This window comes from Amycolatopsis sp. cg9 (assembly GCF_041346945.1).
Lineage (GTDB): Bacteria > Actinomycetota > Actinomycetes > Mycobacteriales > Pseudonocardiaceae > Amycolatopsis.
The window spans coordinates 9,362,850-9,381,137 of sequence record NZ_CP166850.1; the positions used below are offsets into that span (position 1 = coordinate 9,362,850).

The 18,288-nt window shown below is 69.7% G+C and carries 18 protein-coding genes and 1 tRNA gene; 7 read left to right on the plus strand and 12 right to left on the minus strand.

Annotated features, from left to right (window positions below):
- Window positions 1-778 precede the first annotated feature (778 nt).
- Together AB5J73_RS42910 and AB5J73_RS42915 are read left to right on the plus strand one after the other, a co-directional pair.
- Window positions 779-970 (plus strand): hypothetical protein, encoded by a 192-nt coding sequence (locus tag AB5J73_RS42910; RefSeq protein ID WP_370965007.1) that lies wholly within the window; start codon window positions 779-781, stop codon window positions 968-970.
- Window positions 971-1,250: 280 nt separating this feature from the next.
- Window positions 1,251-1,415 carry a hypothetical protein gene (locus AB5J73_RS42915; RefSeq protein ID WP_370965009.1) on the plus strand — a complete coding sequence of 55 codons (165 nt, stop codon included), beginning with the start codon at window positions 1,251-1,253 and terminating at the stop codon, window positions 1,413-1,415.
- Between the two features lie 123 nt (window positions 1,416-1,538).
- Here the strand turns inward: AB5J73_RS42915 and AB5J73_RS42920 are convergent, their stop codons facing one another.
- The gene (locus AB5J73_RS42920) at window positions 1,539-1,961 is read right to left on the minus strand and encodes a hypothetical protein (protein ID WP_370965011.1); all 423 of its coding nucleotides are present in this window, start codon (window positions 1,959-1,961) and stop codon (window positions 1,539-1,541) included.
- 191 nt (window positions 1,962-2,152) lie between these two features.
- Here AB5J73_RS42920 and AB5J73_RS42925 point away from each other — a divergent pair, with 191 nt between their 5' ends.
- Window positions 2,153-3,286, plus strand: coding sequence for a sensor histidine kinase (locus AB5J73_RS42925; RefSeq protein WP_370965013.1), 1,134 nt, complete (start codon window positions 2,153-2,155; stop codon window positions 3,284-3,286).
- Window positions 3,274-3,927 carry a response regulator gene (locus AB5J73_RS42930; protein WP_370965015.1) on the plus strand — a complete coding sequence of 218 codons (654 nt, stop codon included), beginning with the start codon at window positions 3,274-3,276 and terminating at the stop codon, window positions 3,925-3,927. The genes AB5J73_RS42925 and AB5J73_RS42930 overlap by 13 nt, the downstream gene beginning before the upstream one ends.
- 190 nt (window positions 3,928-4,117) lie before the next feature.
- Here the strand turns inward: AB5J73_RS42930 and AB5J73_RS42935 are convergent, their stop codons facing one another.
- Window positions 4,118-4,732, minus strand: a complete 615-nt coding sequence (locus tag AB5J73_RS42935) for a GntR family transcriptional regulator (protein ID WP_370965017.1) — start codon at window positions 4,730-4,732, stop codon at window positions 4,118-4,120.
- A 740-nt stretch (window positions 4,733-5,472) separates the two neighbouring features.
- Window positions 5,473-8,664 carry a DEAD/DEAH box helicase gene (locus AB5J73_RS42940; protein WP_370965019.1) on the minus strand — a complete coding sequence of 1,064 codons (3,192 nt, stop codon included), beginning with the start codon at window positions 8,662-8,664 and terminating at the stop codon, window positions 5,473-5,475.
- A gap of 111 nt (window positions 8,665-8,775) precedes the next feature.
- On the opposite strand from AB5J73_RS42940, the gene AB5J73_RS42945 reads away from it, so the two are divergent.
- Both AB5J73_RS42945 and AB5J73_RS42950 read left to right on the plus strand, forming a co-directional pair.
- Complete coding sequence (locus tag AB5J73_RS42945; protein WP_370965021.1) at window positions 8,776-8,973, plus strand: hypothetical protein; 198 nt, start codon at window positions 8,776-8,778, stop codon at window positions 8,971-8,973.
- Between the two features lie 123 nt (window positions 8,974-9,096).
- The gene (locus tag AB5J73_RS42950; RefSeq protein ID WP_370965023.1) at window positions 9,097-9,618 is read left to right on the plus strand and encodes a hypothetical protein; all 522 of its coding nucleotides are present in this window, start codon (window positions 9,097-9,099) and stop codon (window positions 9,616-9,618) included.
- 36 nt (window positions 9,619-9,654) lie between these two features.
- On the opposite strand, the gene AB5J73_RS42955 is transcribed toward AB5J73_RS42950, so the two are convergent.
- The 6 genes from AB5J73_RS42955 to AB5J73_RS42980 form a co-directional block, all read right to left on the minus strand.
- Window positions 9,655-10,710, minus strand: coding sequence for a tyrosine-type recombinase/integrase (locus AB5J73_RS42955; RefSeq protein WP_370965025.1), 1,056 nt, complete (start codon window positions 10,708-10,710; stop codon window positions 9,655-9,657).
- Entirely contained in the window at window positions 10,707-11,171 is a 465-nt protein-coding gene (locus AB5J73_RS42960) for a hypothetical protein (RefSeq protein WP_370965027.1), read from the minus strand. Before AB5J73_RS42960 ends, AB5J73_RS42955 begins: the two co-directional genes overlap by 4 nt.
- A gap of 140 nt (window positions 11,172-11,311) precedes the next feature.
- A tRNA-Leu gene (locus AB5J73_RS42965) sits at window positions 11,312-11,395 on the minus strand.
- Between the two features lie 91 nt (window positions 11,396-11,486).
- Window positions 11,487-13,166 (minus strand): BTAD domain-containing putative transcriptional regulator, encoded by a 1,680-nt coding sequence (locus AB5J73_RS42970; RefSeq protein ID WP_370965029.1) that lies wholly within the window; start codon window positions 13,164-13,166, stop codon window positions 11,487-11,489.
- A gap of 39 nt (window positions 13,167-13,205) precedes the next feature.
- Window positions 13,206-14,222, minus strand: coding sequence for a CE1758 family FMN-dependent luciferase-like monooxygenase (locus AB5J73_RS42975; RefSeq protein WP_370965031.1), 1,017 nt, complete (start codon window positions 14,220-14,222; stop codon window positions 13,206-13,208).
- Window positions 14,222-15,166: an NmrA/HSCARG family protein gene (locus tag AB5J73_RS42980; RefSeq protein ID WP_370965033.1), complete on the minus strand. Its 945-nt coding sequence runs from the start codon at window positions 15,164-15,166 to the stop codon at window positions 14,222-14,224. Before AB5J73_RS42980 ends, AB5J73_RS42975 begins: the two co-directional genes overlap by 1 nt.
- A 157-nt stretch (window positions 15,167-15,323) precedes the next feature.
- On the opposite strand from AB5J73_RS42980, the gene AB5J73_RS42985 reads away from it, so the two are divergent.
- Complete coding sequence (locus AB5J73_RS42985; RefSeq protein WP_370965035.1) at window positions 15,324-16,103, plus strand: cellulose-binding domain-containing protein; 780 nt, start codon at window positions 15,324-15,326, stop codon at window positions 16,101-16,103.
- Here the strand turns inward: AB5J73_RS42985 and AB5J73_RS42990 are convergent.
- The 3 genes from AB5J73_RS42990 to AB5J73_RS43000 form a co-directional block, all read right to left on the minus strand.
- Entirely contained in the window at window positions 16,069-17,127 is a 1,059-nt protein-coding gene (locus AB5J73_RS42990; RefSeq protein WP_370965037.1) for a cytochrome P450, read from the minus strand. The two genes, AB5J73_RS42985 and AB5J73_RS42990, sit on opposite strands and share 35 nt — an antisense overlap.
- 55 nt (window positions 17,128-17,182) lie before the next feature.
- The gene (locus AB5J73_RS42995) at window positions 17,183-17,260 is read right to left on the minus strand and encodes a tryptorubin family RiPP precursor (RefSeq protein ID WP_360772027.1); all 78 of its coding nucleotides are present in this window, start codon (window positions 17,258-17,260) and stop codon (window positions 17,183-17,185) included.
- Window positions 17,261-17,393: 133 nt separating this feature from the next.
- Window positions 17,394-18,287 carry a LysR family transcriptional regulator gene (locus AB5J73_RS43000; RefSeq protein ID WP_370965039.1) on the minus strand — a complete coding sequence of 298 codons (894 nt, stop codon included), beginning with the start codon at window positions 18,285-18,287 and terminating at the stop codon, window positions 17,394-17,396.
- Window position 18,288 lies beyond the last annotated feature (1 nt).

Here is an 18,288-nt window from a genome sequence, read left to right on the forward strand (position 1 = left end):
AGCAAACTTCGCCAAGCGCCAGCCGCTCACGAAGTCCGCTGCCAAGGTGTTATCATCTGACCGACGGGTGACATTCCTCCAACTGGCCGCTTCGACCATGAAAACGGAACTGGATCTCCTTTACACCTGCAGTCGCGCCCCGCCCACGGTGAAGGTCTACTCTAGCCTGCACGCCGAGACGTGAGCATTTGTCATCAACCCGCGCCGCCTCTAACAGTGATTATGTTTGGTCGCGGTGTTAGACCAAGCCGTGTGGCTGCTTGGTGCCGCATACATTGATCTTCGGCCAAGCATGCGAGCCACCGATCCAGGACCCCGCGCTGCGCGACAGCGTCGGACGCGCGAATGCCCGCATTGTCGAGCCCTGCGCCAGCAGCCGCCGGTCCAACTCGACCACAACCAGGGCCGAATGCTGTGCCTAATCTGCACCACATCGCAGTGCTGCACCGCGACCCGGCAGTCGCCGACGGCAGGCTCAGACGACCACAGCCGTCACCAGACTGCTGCTGGCCGTGCCGCCAGCGGATGTGGTTGCAGGCGGACGAACATGCGCCACCGAACGGCGCGTGTCGTGTATGTTGGGGACCGCACGCACGCACTGGCGAGCGGCAAAGTGCGACCGCACTGGCGGTCGGGAAGGATCGCTGTGCGCGTCATGTTCGTTTCCGTGAGCAAAACCTTCGAGCCGACCATGTCAATGTCAGCCCTAGCTCGATGTGCTGAGAAGGCCTGGCCTGTGAGCCTGCCGAAAGCCCGAGGCGTTGATCGGCTGGTAGCCGTGAAGGATGGCAAGCCGCTGGCCTCGTGGGAGGTGCACGGTGCCTACCTAACGGACGAGACGTACTCCACGAGCGGCGGTGACCGACCGCGAGTGGGGATCGTGCTCGGCGACCCGGTGCCGCTACTGCCCGCCTACTTCGAGTCCCCGGGCATGCGCCGCGGCGTGGCCGTGATCGACATCGGCGTGTAGTTGCATCTTTTGCCTCACAAAGCGGCTACGTCGTCTTCCCGAAAGAAACACACGTAGTCGGCAAGAGCTCGGGGACCTGCGACGCTCTGATCGGTCCCTGGTGACACCTGTCCAACAGGACTTCGGCCGACGATAGTGCGGGCCCGTCGGCGGCGACAGCATCAGGCTCGCCTCAGCCACTACAAACGCCGCGGCTACCCACCCATTTAACTGCCATTGCAGTACTAAACGCCGCGGTCAACTACCCCGCAGACGGGTCACCGGCCTCATCCAGGCGACGGTGTGCGCCGAAGGCGGCGACAGCAGCGGCCCGCTGTTCACCCGCGACGGCTCCGCGAACGGCAGCACCTCCGCGGCTGCGGCAACTGCCGCACCGGCGGGCGTCACCTTCTTCCAGCCGGTCACCACCGCCCTGCTCGCCGTGGGCACCCAGATAGGCGGCTGAACCGCAGCGCCGAAGATCGCCGCTTCGCCTTCGGTACCTTGGTTGCCGAAACCTGGGGCGCACCGCGACCTCGGCCGTGGGTGCGCATCGGGTACGCACCCACGACCGGTTCTGCGAACTCGGCTAGTTCCAGTTGCAGGCGTAGCCGAAGTAGCCCTGGCTCTCCCACGGGTAGATGCTCAAACGGAAGCCCGAACACCAGCCGCGATCGGCATATTGCTGCGCGAACCACCGGTGCCCGTACGCGAGGGCGTAGTACGCCGTCCTCAACTGCCACGGAACCGCGGCCGGCGGTGCCGGGACGTTCGCCTGGGCCAAGGCCCGGGTTTCGGACTTGCTGAGGTACAGCGTGCACCGGCCGCTGCCGCAGGACGCGACGGAGGCGTCGGCCGCCGCTGGCGTGGCCACGGCCACGCCGCCCGAGATCGCCGCGGTGAGGGCCAGCGCCGCGGCAGCGCCCCGGACTGCTCGCTTCCTGCCCTTCCCGCGATCCCTGGTGGCCTTTCCGGGGTGTTGCCGAGCCGCACTGCCAAGATGACTTTCCATCAGGTTCTCCTTCGTGGTGTTCCAAGGCACCGGGTGTGCCCGGCTCCACGATGCGGCCGGGCTGTAACGTGCGGCGACGATCGACTGACTGGCATTCGGACGGGCGAATGCCAGTCATTCGGCAGGCGCACCGGCCAGCGCCCGTCGTGCACCCTCAGGCCCGGGGTGTCAGGCAGGGATCGGAGGCGGTGATGAAACTCGAGGCGGAGACCGAGCGCTGGATGGTGCGAGCGCTGGCGATCCTGAGGATCGGGCAGGTCGTGCCGGCCCTGCCGGTGCTGGTGTCCTCTCCCCTGTCGGACTACCGGCAACCGGCGGTTGTCCTGGGCCTCTACGGGCTTTACGTCGGCTGGGCTGCCCTCTTGTTCAGTGTGGCGCTCTACCGCAACGCCGTCGGATCGGCCTGGGTGTGGACGGACGTAGCCATCGCCGTGCTTTGTGTGCTGGCCGTGGGGTTATCCGAGCGACCGGGTATCGGCGTGACCTGGCAGAACTGGACCATCGGCCCGGCGATGGGTGCGGCGATCCTGGCCCTGCTCTACCAGGGACGGTGGGCGGGCACAGCCGTCGGAGCCGTCTTGGTCGCGGCGCATGTGCTGGGGCTGTGGCCCGAACTGGGCAGCGGCGCGGGAGTCAACGAGGTGCTGGGCAACGCCGGAGCCGGCCTAGCGTTCACCGTCGGCGCAGGCCTGGTCGGCGGCCGGCTCCGCCGGTCGGCGTGGCTGGCCGACCGTTCAGCGGAAGACGCGTTGCACGAGCGCGAGGCACGGGCCCGGATAGCGGAGCGGGTCCGCCAGTACGACCTGCTCCACACGAACGTGCTCACCACCCTCACCTTGGTCGCCGGCGTCGGCGGCGAACTGTCAGCCGAGCTCAAGAGCCGCTGCGCCCGCGACGTCGACTTCCTCCGCAACATGGCTGCCTCGGTGATCGATGCGTCACCACGCGGCCTCAACGCCGAACTGGCGGCCATGGTGCGCGACCAGTCGGCACTCGGCCTCGACATCCAGTACAGCACCGATAGCCTTCCCGCCGACCTCCCCGCCGAGGTCGTCGCGGCGCTCACCCACGCGGCCCGCGAGGCGCTCAACAACGTCGCCAAGTACGCGGGCACCGACCGATCCTGGCTGGTCGCCACCGGCGACGAAGGCGCGGTGCACATCACGGTGACCGACCAGGGGCGCGGCTTTGACCCCACGGCCACCAGCAACGGATTCGGCCTGTCCCATGCCATCCACCACCGGGTCACCGAGGTCGGCGGAACCGTGAACATCGACAGCCGGCCAGGACAAGGAACGACAGTGGAGATTTCATGGCATCCGTGATCACCGTCGGCGCCATCGACGACGATCAGCTCCTGCTCACCCTCGCGAAGCACTGGTTCGAGTCCCTGCCGGACATCCGCCTGACCCATACCGCCGCCACCGTGGCGGAATACCTGGCGCAAAACCCGAACGACGACGTCGTCCTGCTGGACCTCAACCTCCGTGACGGCTCACGTCCCCGAAACAACGTCGAACGGCTCGTCCGTCACGGAGACAACGTCATCGTGGTCTCGGTGAACCCCGATAAGGAATTCGTCTGGGCCACCCTCGAAGCCGGCGCGATCGACTACCTGACCAAAAACACCCGGGAGAACGCCCTGGGCACCCTTGTGGCCAGTATCCGCGCCGCGGCGACCGGCCACCACACCATCAGTCACGAGCTCGCGTTCATCATCGGCCGGGACCGCCGCTCCAACCGGCCCCACTTGTCCGACCGGGAGCACGAAACCGTCGAAATGTACGGCAAGGGTATGACGATCGACGCCGTCGCGGCCCGACTCCACGTGCAGCCCGGCACCGCGCGCAGCTACCTGCACCGGGCACGCCTCAAATACGCCGAGGTCGGACGGCCGTTCCGCAACCGGACGGAACTGCAGCAGCGCCTCCGAGAGGACGGCATCGACCCGCTGCCACCGGTGTGAGCTACGGCCGCGGAGGCGGCGGGAACGTCGACTGGCTGTTCAGCGAGGAGTGGTTCCACGTCATGCAGGCACGGGCATGAGCACGGGCCGCGCGCTCGGCGGCTTCGGGGTCGCAGCTGGAGATCGACTTGACACGCTGGGCGGGCTCGTTGAGGGCCTGCTTGGCCCGGTCGGCATCTGCGAGCGCACCTTACGAGAACCGGCCCATGTTCCAGGCGAGCTCCCGGTTCACCGTCGTGAGGGTGCTGTTGCCCGCCAGCTCGTAGATCAGCTCGTGGAAAGCCTGGTTCAAGGAGACCGCGCTGTCCCGGTCAGCCCCGTCAACCGCGACGCGCATCTCCTCGATGAGCTTCGCGAGCCGCTCCAGGCTGACGGCACTGGCTCGCTGGGCCGCGAGCTGGGCGGTAAGGCCGTCGTGGATCTCGCTGATCTCGATGGCTTCGCGGACGTCGATCGCCCGGACGCTGGCACCGCGGAAGGCGTTGTGGGACACCAGGCGGTCGTCGATGAGCCGGCGCAACGCCTCGCGGACCGGTGTCCGGCTCACCTCGAACCGCCGGGCCAACTGGGACTGGTCAGCCCGTCCGTGCGGCGTCGTCTGCTTACGACCGCGGGCGTCGATCAGGCCTCGCAAGCCTTCGGCGCGGTAGCGCATCCGCGTCACGGTGCGGGCGCTGACCGGCGTCCCGGCGGCGGCGAGCTCGGCGGCCTTCGCGGCGTCGCGCTCTCGCGCCGAGCGCAGGCTCGGGTCGTACGCAGGCCGCGGGACCGCATCCAGCGGCAGACCGGCCTCGACCTCGATCACGTGCCGTTCCCATTCCCGCGCCCGCGCGTAGATGTCGCCGTCGGGCCGGCCGGTGCCGCCGACGACGGCAAGTCACCCTTGCCATTAGCCCCGCTGTTGCTTCAGACAACAACGCCGCTAGGTGCGCCCAGGCCGCTACGCATAACTTCCGTCAGCATCGCGGTCATCGTCTTTCCACCTCAATTCGGCCAGCCTGCGAGCGACCAGGGCGTCGGGGTGTCGGTGGACGCGTGTCCGACTCGGCGCGGGACGCGACGCCGAACCTGGAGCTTGCTGTCGACCGGCTCGCCGAGTTCAAGGCGATGACGGTCGGGATGAAAGTCGCGGAGAGCCAGCGCGCGGAGCCCACACCCAGCCGAGGGGGTCGCAGAGCCGCGCATCGCATCAGTGTCCGACGCCGACCAAGCGCCCCTCAAGCCAAGTACTCCGACGACACGCGCGTTCAAATTGTGACGGGCACCACACCTGCAGACTTCTCGCGTGACCCATTTCGTGACCCGAAACTGTGTTCAACCGTGTGCTTTTTGGGGTCATGAGAGGCACCTCTGAGGGTATAGTTGCTGGTAGAGGCCTTAGACGGCGTCGTGACCCACTCTCCTAAAGTCGGTGTCGCAGGCTCGAATCCCGCCGAGGGCACCATCAGGATGGAAGCGGGAGTGTCACCCGTTGGACGACACTCCCGCTCCGCAACGATCCGATCGGCACCACATGTCGCCCTTTCGGGCAGAGCAAGGCCGTGCTCAATCTGAGCCGTGCACTTCGAACGTACCCTTGGTGACGGCCCGCACGTACGTCTCGGCGCCGGCCAGCAGCCGAAGCTGCTCGTCCGTGCACCGCGCGGCGCTGAGCCCGGGCTGGACGACCAGCGTCCGCAATCTCGGGAAGAGCAACGGCGCCTGCTCGCGGATCCTGAGCAAAGCGGCACTGTCCCCGACCTCGAACGCCGTCTTGCCGGGATGCCTGAGGCGGTACGCGCGAGTCCGGCGGTCGAGGTGCTCAAGCAGCGGTCGGCCACCGCCGTCGCGCCACCGCGCGCCTCGGATCGCCTGACCGCATACTTCGTACAGGTCCTTGAGTCGGGCACCCGGGTCGTCTCCGCTGGAGAACTTGCAGTGCACCAGCGTGATCACCAGATCGTTTCCGTCGACGCGGAGCCCGACCAAGTCCGCGGCCTCCCCCTTGCCGTCGTCGTCGATCAGCACATCGAAGGTCCGATTCCGCTGCAGCTCGCGGACCATGAACGCCTGGATAGAGTTCTTCTTCTTTTCGACGCCCTGCGATTCGACACGGATGTTCACCCCCTGCGCCGGCCAGTCGCGGGTGATCAGGTTCGCCGGGTCGTAGGGACGAAGCCCTTCCCGGGGCTCCAGCAGCCGGTCGTCCCCGGTGATCATCCGGTCGCCGGACAGGAACAACGTCGGCTTGTGGCGGTTGAGCCACTCCGCCAAGGGCACGCTCTCGTCGACGCGTCCCATCGTGGCGGTCGCGTCCCGGCCGGTCGCCGTGTAGTGCAGGCCGTCCGGTCCGACCTCCGCCGAGTAGCCGACCTCCCAGTCCGCGCTGACGAGCGAGAAGACGAACGGGCCGGTGCTGCCGTGGTCGTCGACCCGGAACTCGATGTCCGTCAGGACGTGGCTTGTGCCGTCGAACTCGGCCCGGGTCGCCGTCCCGGTGCCCAGGTACAGGTCCCACGGCCATTCGAGGGCGAGCAGCGGATGCGGCGGACGCTCCGTGATCTCGGTGGGGAACAGCATCCGGCGGAAGATCGCGGTCAGGTCGAGGGTGTGGTCCCGCAGCTTGGTGCCCTGCCGGTCACACCACTCCCGCCACTCGAACAGGTTGCGCGCGGTGGCCATCGCCCAGAACCGGCCCGACAGAGCCGCGCTGATCGTCACGGACTCGCCGTCCTCGAACCCCTTCGTCGCGATGTGTGTCTGGGTCTTGTGGTCGCTCTCGGCCTCCAGCAACGCGGCTTCGACGTCGCTGCCGACGTGCATCGAGAATCGCCGATCCCGATCGCGCGCGTCCAGCAGCCCCAGGTTCGTCGGGATCAGCCGGTCGATGTGCGCGAGGACGCGGAAGGTCCGCATCCCGTTCACCGGCGAAGGTTCTTCGTCGAGCACGACTTCCACCAGCCGGTCGTACTTGGCCTTCGTGTTCGAGCCGTGGACGTAGAGCGTGCCGTGGTCCCGGTCGAAGTAGAGCATGACCAGGTCGAACGACGTGTTCTCCAGTCCGGGAACCCGCCCCCACCTCGGGTCGGCCTCCGCGCGCAGTACGAACCATGCGAAGTCGTTCCCGGTGTTGACGCTGACCAGGTCGTCCAACACCATCCCGGGGTAGACCTGCTTGGCCTTGTCCGGCTCCCAGTCGTGCTTCGCCGTCGAGTAGGCGATGGCGCTCATCTTCGGTTCGAGCAACCCGATGGGCACCTCGACCGGGGTGTACGGAAAGGACTCGTCGAACTCTCCGACTTCAAGGGCCCGCCGGGTGGCGCGCTCGGTGACGTCGCTGAGGATCACGTCCCAGTCGGGGTCCTCCCGGAGCAGGTCCCGCATCGGCGACAGGGCCATGGCGGGGTCGCGCGCTACGAATACGCTGGCGCGCCCGATCTTCGTGGGCGACGAGGTCCGGGCCAGCCGTCCGATGAGCTGGAGCATCGGGCTCAGCGATTGCCTGCTGTCGTGGATGGCCGCGATCTTTAGTGCCGGCAGGTCGAAGCCCTCGCCGAGCATGTCCACGCAGATGACGATCCGGCAGGCGCGGTTGCCGAGGGCCGCAAGCACGGCCTTGCGCCGCTTGACGGTGACGGTGTCGTGGAGGACCGACGGGCCCTGCTCCGGCGCGAGGTGCTCGTAGAGCTCGAGGATCTCGGCCGCGCGGACCTTCGTCTTCACCCGCACCAGCAGCACGTGGTCCAGCCCGGCAGCGAGGTCGTCCCGGAGGCGGGCCACCGCCGCGGCCGCGAGTTCCTCATCCACGTCCTCGATCCCGACGACGGACCGGAACTCGATCTTGCTGAAGTGGCCGTCTCGCTGGGCCTCGCGGAGCGGGAACCGGAAAATCACCCGCCCCGGGAGCCGGCGGCCGTCGCCGCGGAACGGCGTCGCCGTGAACAACAGGGTTCGGGCGCCGGGGAAGCTGCGGATCACGTGCGTCCAGGTGTCCGCCGGCGCGTGGTGCGCTTCGTCGACGATCAGGTGACTGCACGCACCGAGAAGAGCGCTGCGCGCGTCCGCATCGCAAACGTGCAGGACGTGCGGCGTCGCGACGATGACGTTGCACGCGGCCGCGACCTCGGCCGCGTCGGCCACGGATTTGAGTGCGTGCTCGAGCCGCCCGACGTTCGGCCGCAGCGCGTGCGGGGCGACGATCTCCAGCTCCTGCAGGACTCCGAGCCGCTCGAACTTCGCCGCGATCTGGTCGCGCAACGCCGCCGTCGGTACCACGACAAGCAGCAGCTCAGGCCGGGCGGCCACCGTCCAGGCGAGCATCGTCTCCGTCTTGCCCGTGCCCGTCGGCATGACCACCACCGCAGGCTCGTCCACACCGGACGCCTGGAAGCCGACGATGGCGTGCAGGGCGCCGATCTGCGGCCGGCGCAGGCTATGCGGCTCCTCGTGCGACCTGAACCCGATGGCCTCGGCGAACGACTCCCGGACCACCTCAGGCGGCACCGGCTCACGCGAGCCGGTCCAGGAAAGCCGGTGCGTTGGCTGCTCGACCGTGGGGAGTTTGGCGGTGAGCGGGCTGTCTTCAGCCGCCGTCGCTCCCCGGACCGCCGGCCACGATCCGAACCGGCCGCTCACGACCAGTTCGCCCGGCTCGCCGACGACCGCCCAGTCGGCCGCGGCCGGTACGAGGAGTTGCCGAACCTCGTTCCCGCCGCACCTACGCGAACGAGCCCAGACATTGGCGGTCTGGATCTTCATGTCGGCTTTGCACTCCTCGCCTCGATATCGCTGACTACCTGCGCGGCTGCAGCAACCGATCGGCGCAGTGGCCCCGATTCGAGACTACCGGCACGGCATTCACTCGATTGAGTGGAATTCACGTTGCGGGCGCAGGAACTGCGGCCAGCGGCTCACTCCTTCTTCCCGCTCCCCTCGGACTGCCATCAACGCTTCACGCCAGGGCAGCTGGCCGAGGCGTTCCTGGTCGTCCGGCAGCTCGGCTGGGTCGCGCTGATGCCGGCCCACGTCGTTCCGGCGCTCAGAATCAGGATTGGGAATCACGGCTAAACTCAATTATGTTCAGCCCCGCACGGTGATGCCGTCGGACGCTGCTTCGCCTCGCCCTCCCGCGCGAGAATTCTGGAAGCAGTCATGTCACACCATCGGGAACGTCGACCTGGCGAAGGCCCAATGCCTATCGCCGCCGGCACGGCCAACGCGGTTCGGTGCTCGACATCGGAGGGAGCGGGCAACAAGATCGTCGCGTCGCTGCTCCTACCGGAGCGGAGGCACAGCTCCGAACCTGTGATTCCCCTGCCGGTTGCCGATCTGGGCCCGGTGGTGGACCGTGGCTCGGTCGCGTTCAGCCTGGTCCGGGTCGGCATGAACGGCGTGGTGGCGGCGCGGGTCCCGTTGGAGCGGCTGAATTGGGCTCCGGGCCTGCCGCTACGGCTCTCGGTGTCCTCGGGTCTGCTCGTGGTAGCGCCGAGCGAGAAGCCGTCGGCTGCATTAGTTCCGTCGAAGATGAGTTTGACCTTGCCGGCTCGGCTGCGGGCGCGGTGCCGCATCCGGGCTGAAGATCAGGTGCTGCTCGCTGCTGTGCTGGAGCACGACCTGCTGGTCGTCTATCCGCAGCACGTGTTGTACACCATGGTCACCGCCTTCCACGACAACCTCGTCGTCATCCCGGAAGGGACCGCTCACAGCGACTGAGGCGGGCGCGGTCTGCACGACCGCGCCCGCCGTGGATCATTCCGTCGTCCTCGGCGTCCGGACCGGCGCGAGGGGGTGCGGTTCCCCGGTGAGCGCGGCCAGGGCTTCGGCGACCTCGGTGATGTCGGCCTTGACGTAGGTGGTGGTTGTCAGGTCGCTGCCCGACTCGGCGTGCCCGGCGTAGGCGCGGGCGACACCGATGCCGAAGTTGCGCTCGACCCAGGTCAGCGTGGTGTGACGCAGCCAGTGGGCGCTGACCTGCAGTGACCTTGCCCAATCCAACGCCTTCTGAACACGACCGAAGATGTAGTCATAGCGGCGCTTGGTGATCGGATTGCCGTTGGCGTAGCGCAGCAACTGGCTCTCCGGGTTCCCGTCGCCGCGTTCGTCGAAGTGGGCGATGAGGTGACGCATCAGCGTCGGCGAGACCGGTTGCCAGCGTTCGGTCTCGCCCTTCTCCCGCAGCAGGATCGTGCACTGCGTCCGATCCAGGTCACGGCGACGCAAGGCCAGCGCACCACCACGTCGGCAGGCGCTCTCCTCGTGCAGCCGGCAGACCAAAGCGTCCAGCTCCGGGTCATCACCGGTGCTGGAAACGACGTCGTTGAGCTCGTTGACCCGGTCGGAGGCGAGAGCCCGACGGGTGGAGGCGTTGCGCCGAGGCTTGGTGACCCGCATGGCGGGGTTGGCGCGCTTGTCGAGGCGTCCGTCGTTGACCAGGTGCTTGTAGAGGCAACGCATGGCGGCGACGAAGTTCTCCGCGGCGTTGCGTCCGCCGCGGGAGTTGCGGCGGACGCGAGCGGTGTTGCGGACGTGCTCGGCCATCGCCTTGATCTCGGTGGCCGTGATCGTGTCCATGGGCCGCTCGCCCCACCGGGCTTCGGCCTTCTTCCAGTACGACCCGTAGGAGCTGGCCGTGCTCGGCGACACGAGGTCCGAGACGACGGGGATCCATTCGCTCAGCGTCGGCATCGGCGGGCGCTCGCCGTCGGTGTTGCCGGCGGGTGCGTCACCGATGAGGTCGGCGGGATCGACGCCGAGGCGCGACAGCAGCAGCCGCGCGGCTTCGAGGTCTTGGGTGGTGGCGGTCATGATGCCTCCTCGGGGACGGCGAGGGAGGTGTGGAAGGTGCGCAGCATCGCCTGCAAGGCAGCTTCTGGGTGAACGATGAGCACGTCGTGCACGGGATCAGCGACCAGCAACAGGCGGCTGCCCGCCAGGGCTCCGCAGCCGCGGCGTACCGGAGCCGGGAGCGCCACGTAGGGCTTGCGGGGCATCACGAACACCCCGTCCGGACGCCGGCGGATCACCACAGAAGTCCGGACGAGAGTGATCAGCAGGCGATCCCCCGGGCTCCACCCGAGCGCGGCGACGGCGCCGCGGTCTTGTAACCGCCCTCCCCCGTCCATCAGCGCGATGGATAGCCGCGGCCCATCCGCCGCACCGAGATCACGCAACGGCGGCAAGTCCATCGGGACCGGCAAGGAAGCCACACGCTCCGCCTCTGGCTTGGTGGTCCGGCCGTGCAGACCCAAGGAAGGGATGCGGGTCATGCGACACCTCCCCGGCGAGCTGCGCGCGGGGAGGACGCGTTCAAGATCAGCCTAGCGGAGGCTGTCGGGAGCTGAACGCCAGAAAGACCCGCCGTAGCGGGCCTGTTACTCTGTGGTTTGGGAGATCTCCCACGTATTTGTGTCCGAGGGGGGACTTGAACCCCCACGCCCGTTAAGGGCACTAGCACCTCAAGCTAGCGCGTCTGCCATTCCGCCACTCGGACCTGCTGAAGAAAGAGTATACGGCCACCCCACCCCCTCGTTCAGGGGGGTGCACATCCACCCCCGCACCCCCTCTGGCAAGATCACCAAGTTTCACCCGACCTGCATCGATTCAGCCCGCCGGCCCAGGGCGAACATCAGCAGCGGCTCCTCGTAGCGGTACCGGTCGGTCCCGAACGGCTCCAGCAGGTGGGCGTCCACCAGTGACTCCAGCAGCACCGCCGCGTCGGTCAAAGGTACGTTCAGAGCCGACGCGGCCGTGGCGACCGAGATCGGGGTTGGGGAGGCCAGCAGGGTGAACGCGCTCGATTGGGCCGGGGTCAGCTGGGCCAGCGCCGACTCGTACGGCTTCTCGATCGCTCCGCACTCCGGGGGTGTCACCGGGGCTCCGGGGGCCGGGCGGCCCAGACGGGTCAGGGCCTCCGGCATCGTCCAGGCCGGGCGGGCCGCCAGTCTTGCTCCTAGCGCCTGGATCACCTGGGGGAAGCCCGCGGTCCGGGCGGCCAGCGTGCGCGACGACGGCGGGTCCTGGGCCACGCGGTCGGGGCCGATCAGGCGTTCCAGCAAGGTCAGCGAGTCCGCGGGGCTCAGGCCGCCCAGTTTGGTCCAGTGGGCGTGGGCCAGCCCGTACAAACGGCGGCGGGCTGTGATGATCACCGCTGGGCCTCCTGGGCCTGGAAGGAGGGGGCGGATCTCCTCCTCGCTGCGGGCGTCGTCCAGGACCACCAGCACCCTCGAACCCGTGGTGCGGGCTCGCCACAACGCGGCCTGCTCGCTGGGTGAAGGGGGCAGCGAGAAAACTCCGATTCCGCGCAGCAGCTCCGCCAACGGGTCCGGGGACGCTGCCAGGTCCACGAACAGGCGGCCGTCCGGGAAGGCCTGGGAGACCTCGTGGGCCGCGTGGACCGCCAGCGTTGTTTTTCCGATCGCCGCGAGGCCTTCGATGCCGCGTACCGGGACCGAGGATTCCGCCTGCTTCAGCGCCTCGACCAGCGTCGCCAGCTCCTGGGCTCGGCCGGTGAACTCCGGGAGGGGCGGGGGCAGCTGGGAGGGGCCGGGCAGCTGGACGGCGGCCAGCGACGGGTCCGCCGCCAGGATCCGTCGCTGCATCTCCTTCAGCTGCGGGCCCGGGTACAGGCCCAGTTCGGACTCGAGGAGCTGCTGCGTGCGGGTGAACACCGCCAGCGCCTCCGCCTGGCGGCCCGATCGGTACAGCGCCAGCATCTGCAGCTCGCGGGGACGCTCGCGCAACGGCTGTTCGGCGATCAGGTCGGCCAGGTCCGCCGCCGCCTCCGCGTGCCTGCCCTCGGCGATGTCGGCGGCTGCCAGGTCTTCGCGGGCCGTCAGGCGCAGCTCCGCCAGCCGTACGCGCTCCGCCTCCGCGTAGTCGCCGTTCAGGCCGGACAGCGGGGTTCCGCGCCACAACGCCAGGGCCTCGCGCAACACCGCCGCCGGTGCGCCGGAGCGGGCCGCGGCGAGCAGGCGCTCGAACTCGGTCAGGTCCAGGGCCGGGGCGCGCAGCGCGTAGCCGCCTGCCGACGACTCGATCGGCACGCCCGCGTGGCGCAGGCGGGACACGTACGAGCGGACCATGCCGATCGCGGCGCGGGGCTCGGCGCCGCTCCAGAGGGCCGAGACCAGCTGGGACGGCGACAGTGGGGTGCCGCCCTGCAGGAGCAGCACCGCCAGTGCCGCTCGCTGCTGGGGTGGACCCAGCTCGACCTCGGCGTCGTCGCGCCACGCTCGGACCGGGCCCAGCAGCTCGTACCGCATCACGCCGGGTGAACCCGCGGCGACGGACCGGTATTCCCGTCAGGCCGCGCGCGACGAAGACCGCAGGGCCGGGACGACTTCCGCGCCCAGCAGGTCGATCTGGTCCAGCGCCGCCGCGTGGGGCAGGCCCATGCCGTCGATGTTGAACAGCTGCCGCCGGTAGTCGCCGAAGTCCTCGCGGAACCGCATGGTCCGGTCGATGACCTGCTGCGGGCTGCCCACGGCCAGCGGTGTCTGGGCCATCGTCTCCTCGAGCGACGGGCCGTGGCCGTAGATCGGCGAGTTGTCGAAGTACGGGCGGAACTCCGCGATCGCGTCCTGGGAGCGGCGGCGCATGAACACCTGGCCGCCGAGGCCGACGATCGCCTGGTCGGCCGGGCCGTGGCCGTGGTGCTCGAAGCGCTCCCGGTAGAAGGCGACCATCCGCTTCGTGTGGTCGACCGGCCAGAAGATGTTGTTGTGGAAGAAACCGTCGCCGTAGAACGCCGCCTGCTCGGCGATCTGGGGGCTGCGGATCGACCCGTGCCACACGAACGGCGGCCGTCCGCCGAGCGGCCGGGGCGTCGACGTGAAGCCCTGCAACGGCGTCCGGAACCGCCCGGACCAGTCCACCACCTCCTCCCGCCACAGCCGCCGAAGCAGCGCGTAGTTCTCCACGGCCAGTGCGATGCCGTCGCGGATGTCCTTGCCGAACCACGGGTACACCGGGCCGGTGTTGCCGCGGCCGAGCATCAGGTCGAGGCGGCCGTCGGCGAGGTGCTGCAGCATCGCGTAGTCCTCGGCGATCTTGACCGGGTCGTTCGTGGTGATCAGCGTCGTCGACGTCGACAGCGTGATCCGGCTGGTGCGCGCCGCGACGAAGCCGAGCAGCGTGGTCGGCGACGACGGCACGAACGGCGGGTTGTGGTGCTCCCCCGTCGCGTAGACGTCGAGGCCGGCCTCCTCGGCGCGGACGGCCAGCTCGACCATCCGCTTGATCCGCTCGTGCTCGGTGGGCGCCCGGCCGGTCGCGGGGTCGGGGGCGATGTCCCCGACCCCGAAGATCCCGAACTCCATCACAGCCCCTTGAAGGCGTCCGCGTGGGCGGCGAGCCAGCCGGCGAAGTCCTGCAGCCGCGGGTTCAGCCGCCGCACCGCCTCGGGGTCGCGCGCGCCGGCGAACACGTTTTCGTGCTCGGCGTAGTAGAAGAACATGTTCGCGAGGTCGTCGGCGCCGGGCGCGCCCGAAGTGCGCAGGTCGTCCACCCCCATCGGCCGGTAGGCGACGTCGGTGCCGAGCTGCTTCGCGAACGCCGCCGCGTACTCCTCGCCGGTCAGGTTCTCGCCGGAGATGCTGATCGTCTCCCCCGCCAGCTCCGGACCGCGGGCGAAGACGCCGAACGCGGTCCGCCCGATGTCCTCGGCCGCGATGCCCGGCAGCCGGCCGGCGGCCATCGGCAGGTGCAGCGCGAGGACGCCGTCGGCGTCGCGGACCGGGCGGAAGAAGTCCACGAAGGCCTCGAAGTAGAACGTCGTCGAGAGGAACGTCGTGGGCACGCCCGCTTCGACGAAGAACGCCTCGGCCTCGGCCTTGCTGTCGAAGTGCGGGACCTTGTACCGCTCGTGCAGCGTCGGCGTGCGGTCGTCGTCGCGCAGGTGGAGGCGCGTGTCGGGCAGCGTCGACCAGATCACGTGGCGCAGCCCGGCCGCCTTGGCGGCGCCGGCCATCGCGCGGGCCTGCTGCTGTTCGCGCGCCACGGAGTTGTACTCCCAGAACGCGGTGACGAGGTAAGCGCCGTACGCGCCCTCGAACGCCTTGGTCAGGCTCGCTTCGTCGTCGAGGTCGGCGGCGACGACTTCGGCTCCGCGCGCGGCGAGCGCACGGGCGGCGTCGGAGTCCGGGTTGCGGGTGAGCGCGCGCAGCGCGAACCGCTGCTCCGGGTCGTCGAGGATGGCGCGGGCCAGCCCGCCACCCTGCTGCCCGGTCGCGCCGACGACGGCGATGATCTTCTTATCGGACATCGGAAACCTCCTGGGATCCCGGCCGGCTGATCCGGCCACGACCCCAGGGAACTCCCCCGGCATCACCATCTCGTGCACGCGGCGTGCACCCGGTTTACAAGGCCGCCGCGGCTTCCTAGGATTCGCCGGTCGGGCCGCAGAACGGGAGGTTCCGGGTATGGCGCGCGCCGGCCGTCGGCGGGACGAGGAGATCTCGGTCGCCGAGCTGCTCCGGGAGACCGGGGCGACCCCGCGATCGCTGGGCGAGGCACCCGGAGCCGCGCCCGTCCGCGCGGAAGACACCGGTGACGGCTACCGCGAGCGACTCGAGCAGCGGGCCCGCGAGGCCGCGGCGCACCAGCAACGGGCCGGGCGGCGGATCCGGTGGGTTTCCGCGCTCGGCGGCGCCGTCGTGGTGCTCGGCAGCCTCGTGCTCATCGCGGTGACGTCCGAAAGCTCGCCGGGGCGGCAGGCGGCGACGGCCCAGGACTCGCTCGCGCCCGCGACGACGACCCCGCGCTCGACGGCGCCGAAGCCCACGCCCACCCCGACGCCGATCCCCACCGTCCTGCGCCAGACCGCGACCTCGGCACCGGCGTCGACCTCGGCCGCGCCCCCGCCGCCACCGGTCGAACCCACGACGTGCGTCGTGCGCTACTCCGTGACCGACCAGTGGAACGACGGCTTCACCGCGGGCGCCGCCGTCACCAACAAGAGCGGTCGGACGCTCTCGCCGTGGACGCTCACCTGGACCTTCACCGCGGGCCAGCGCGTCACCCACAGCTGGGACGGCGACTTCGGCCAGGACGGCGGCCGGGTCACCATCACCGCCGCGTCCTACAACGCCACCCTCGCTCCGGGGGCGACCGTCAGCTTCGGCTTCAACGGCGCCTTCGACCACGGCAACCCGGCGCCCACCGCGTTCACCCTCGACGGCGCCCGCTGCTCGGGGCCCTGACGACCCGCACGCCGGACGGCTCCAGCAGGCCGTCGAGCTCGACGCGGGCCCGGGTCCGGCGCGGATCCGGGACCAGGCCTTCGGCGCGGACGACGTCGAGCAGCCTGCTCGCCAGCGGCAGCACCAGGTGCCGGCCCCAGCAGCGTTCGTTCGCGTGCCCGAACGGCAGGTAGCCGGGGTGGGTGTCCGGGTCGAGCCCGGCCCAGCGCCGGGGCCGGAACTCGGCCGGGGCCTCCCACAGCTTCGGCGAGCGATGGCTCAGCAGCGGCAGCAGCAGGACGTCGTCCCCGGCGCCGATCCGCGGGTCGACGGCGGTGAACTCCGGAGAGCGGACGCGCAGGATGTTCCACGACGGCGGGAGCAGCCGCAGGGCCTCGTGGATGACGTGCTCGTTCGGGACGTCGTCGTCGAACGGCGCGCCGAGCCACACGGCGCTGGTCACCAGGGCCGCCACCGTGAAGCAGATCGGCCCGGCGACGCGGCGGTAGAGGTACATCCGGAACCGCCGCTCGGCCAGGTTCTCGGCGGCCACGACCTGGCGTGCGAGCGTGGACAGCGGAGTGCCGGGCGCCGGCGGGCGGACCAGCGCCGCGCCCGCGGTGACGGCCGACCACGTCAGCTTCGGCGTCAGCTCCAGGCGGCGGTCGACCAGCACGCGGAAGCGGCGCAGTTCGGGACCGAAGACGAACCGGCGCAGGTAGTCGTGCGGGACGTCCGGCCAGGTGCCGGTGAGATCGGGCCGGTCGTCGGGGCGCTTCAGCGCCGCCCGGACGTCGGCGCCCAGCGCCTGCATCAGCGCGGCGGACTCGGTGCGGGTGACGCGGCGGCCCAGCACCGGCTTGAAGGTGGGCCGTTCCTCGGCGTTGGCCGGACGGGCCCGGAGCACCCCGTCCATCGCTTCCGGGTCCGCGATCCCGATGGTGTCCGGTTCGAGCCGGAAAACGCCGTCGCCGGTGTGCGCGGCGAGCAGTTGTTCGAGCCGGGGGGCGAAGACGACCGTGCGGGACGCGCGGGCGATGACCACGTTCCGGGACTCCTCGGGAAGGGGCCGGTCCCGGTGACCGGGACCGGCCGGGCGATCAGATCCAGCCGTACCAGGCGTACGACTTCAGGCTCTTCTTGGGAAGCGCTTTCTTGACCAGCCGGACGAGCTTCACCGGATTCCTCCCTAGTTCGGTTCCAGGACCGTGATCGACACTAGGCAGCGCTGGATCGGTTCCGCACCAAGCACTACACGTTCGGCCCAGATCTTTCGGCGGGAAATGGGCGCCAGGAAAAATGCGTGTTAAATCAGCTGAGCACTTCGCGCATGAATGTCACAAGCCAGTGCTGGGCCGGGCTGCGCGCGTGCGTGTGCCGCGTGTACACCGAAACCTGCGCCGGCTCGACGTCCATCGGCAGGTCGAACAGGCGGACCCGGTGCTCGGCCGCGAACATCTCCGCCACCAGGCGCGGGACCATCGCCACCAGCTCGCCGTCCTGGACCAGGTACGGCAGGGCCGCGAAGCGGGTCACCTCCAGGACCACGCGGTCGAGCAGGCCGTGCGCCTCCAGCGCCCGGCGCGGGCCGTCGTGGCCGGTCGGGCCGAACACCGTCACGTGCCGTTCGGCGGCGAGCGATTCGAAGTCGACCCGGGACTCGAGCCGCGGGTGGTCGAACGCGACCATCCCCAGGTAGCCCTCGGAGAACAGCGGGATCCGCGCCACGCGCTGGGAGCTGATCAGCGGGGACGCGATGAACGCGTCGATCTCGCCGCGGCCGAGCTGGTCCGCGGCGCGGTCGACGTCGAGGGGGCGGACGGTCAGCGTCACGCCGGGCGCGCGCGACGGCAGCGCCGCCATCAGCCGCGGCAGCAGCGAGATCTCCCCCAGGTCCGACAGGCAGAGCGTGAACGCGGCCCGCGCCGAAGCCGGGTCGAACGACCAGGCGCCGCTGACCGCCGTTTCGATCCCGGACAGCGCGCTGTGCAGCGGCTCGTAGAGCGCGCGGGCGGTCGTCGTGGGCACCAGGCCGCTGCCGCCGCGGCGGAACAGCTCGTCGGAGAACCGGCGCCGCAGCTTCTGCAGGCTGTAGCTGATCGTTGGCTGCGTGACGTGCAGGGACTCGGCGGTGGCGGTCACGCTGCGGGTCTCGTAGAGCAGCACGAACGTCCGGACCAGGTTCAGGTCGAAGTCCCGCATCATC

What these genes read in the sequence shown, in the direction of transcription:
- AB5J73_RS42920 (WP_370965011.1), bottom strand. Translation starts at nt 1,961, where the DNA reads ATGGAAAGTCATCTTGGCAGTGCGGCTCGGCAACACCCCGGAAAGGCC.
- AB5J73_RS42925 (WP_370965013.1), top strand. Translation starts at nt 2,153, where the DNA reads ATGAAACTCGAGGCGGAGACCGAGCGCTGGATGGTGCGAGCGCTGGCG.
- AB5J73_RS42930 (WP_370965015.1), top strand. Translation starts at nt 3,274, where the DNA reads ATGGCATCCGTGATCACCGTCGGCGCCATCGACGACGATCAGCTCCTG.
- AB5J73_RS42940 (WP_370965019.1), bottom strand. Translation starts at nt 8,664, where the DNA reads ATGAAGATCCAGACCGCCAATGTCTGGGCTCGTTCGCGTAGGTGCGGC.
- AB5J73_RS42950 (WP_370965023.1), top strand. Translation starts at nt 9,097, where the DNA reads ATGCCTATCGCCGCCGGCACGGCCAACGCGGTTCGGTGCTCGACATCG.
- AB5J73_RS42955 (WP_370965025.1), bottom strand. Translation starts at nt 10,710, where the DNA reads ATGACCGCCACCACCCAAGACCTCGAAGCCGCGCGGCTGCTGCTGTCG.
- AB5J73_RS42960 (WP_370965027.1), bottom strand. Translation starts at nt 11,171, where the DNA reads ATGACCCGCATCCCTTCCTTGGGTCTGCACGGCCGGACCACCAAGCCA.
- AB5J73_RS42970 (WP_370965029.1), bottom strand. Translation starts at nt 13,166, where the DNA reads ATGCGGTACGAGCTGCTGGGCCCGGTCCGAGCGTGGCGCGACGACGCC.
- AB5J73_RS42975 (WP_370965031.1), bottom strand. Translation starts at nt 14,222, where the DNA reads ATGGAGTTCGGGATCTTCGGGGTCGGGGACATCGCCCCCGACCCCGCG.
- AB5J73_RS42980 (WP_370965033.1), bottom strand. Translation starts at nt 15,166, where the DNA reads ATGTCCGATAAGAAGATCATCGCCGTCGTCGGCGCGACCGGGCAGCAG.
- AB5J73_RS42985 (WP_370965035.1), top strand. Translation starts at nt 15,324, where the DNA reads ATGGCGCGCGCCGGCCGTCGGCGGGACGAGGAGATCTCGGTCGCCGAG.
- AB5J73_RS43000 (WP_370965039.1), bottom strand. Translation starts at nt 18,287, where the DNA reads ATGATGCGGGACTTCGACCTGAACCTGGTCCGGACGTTCGTGCTGCTC.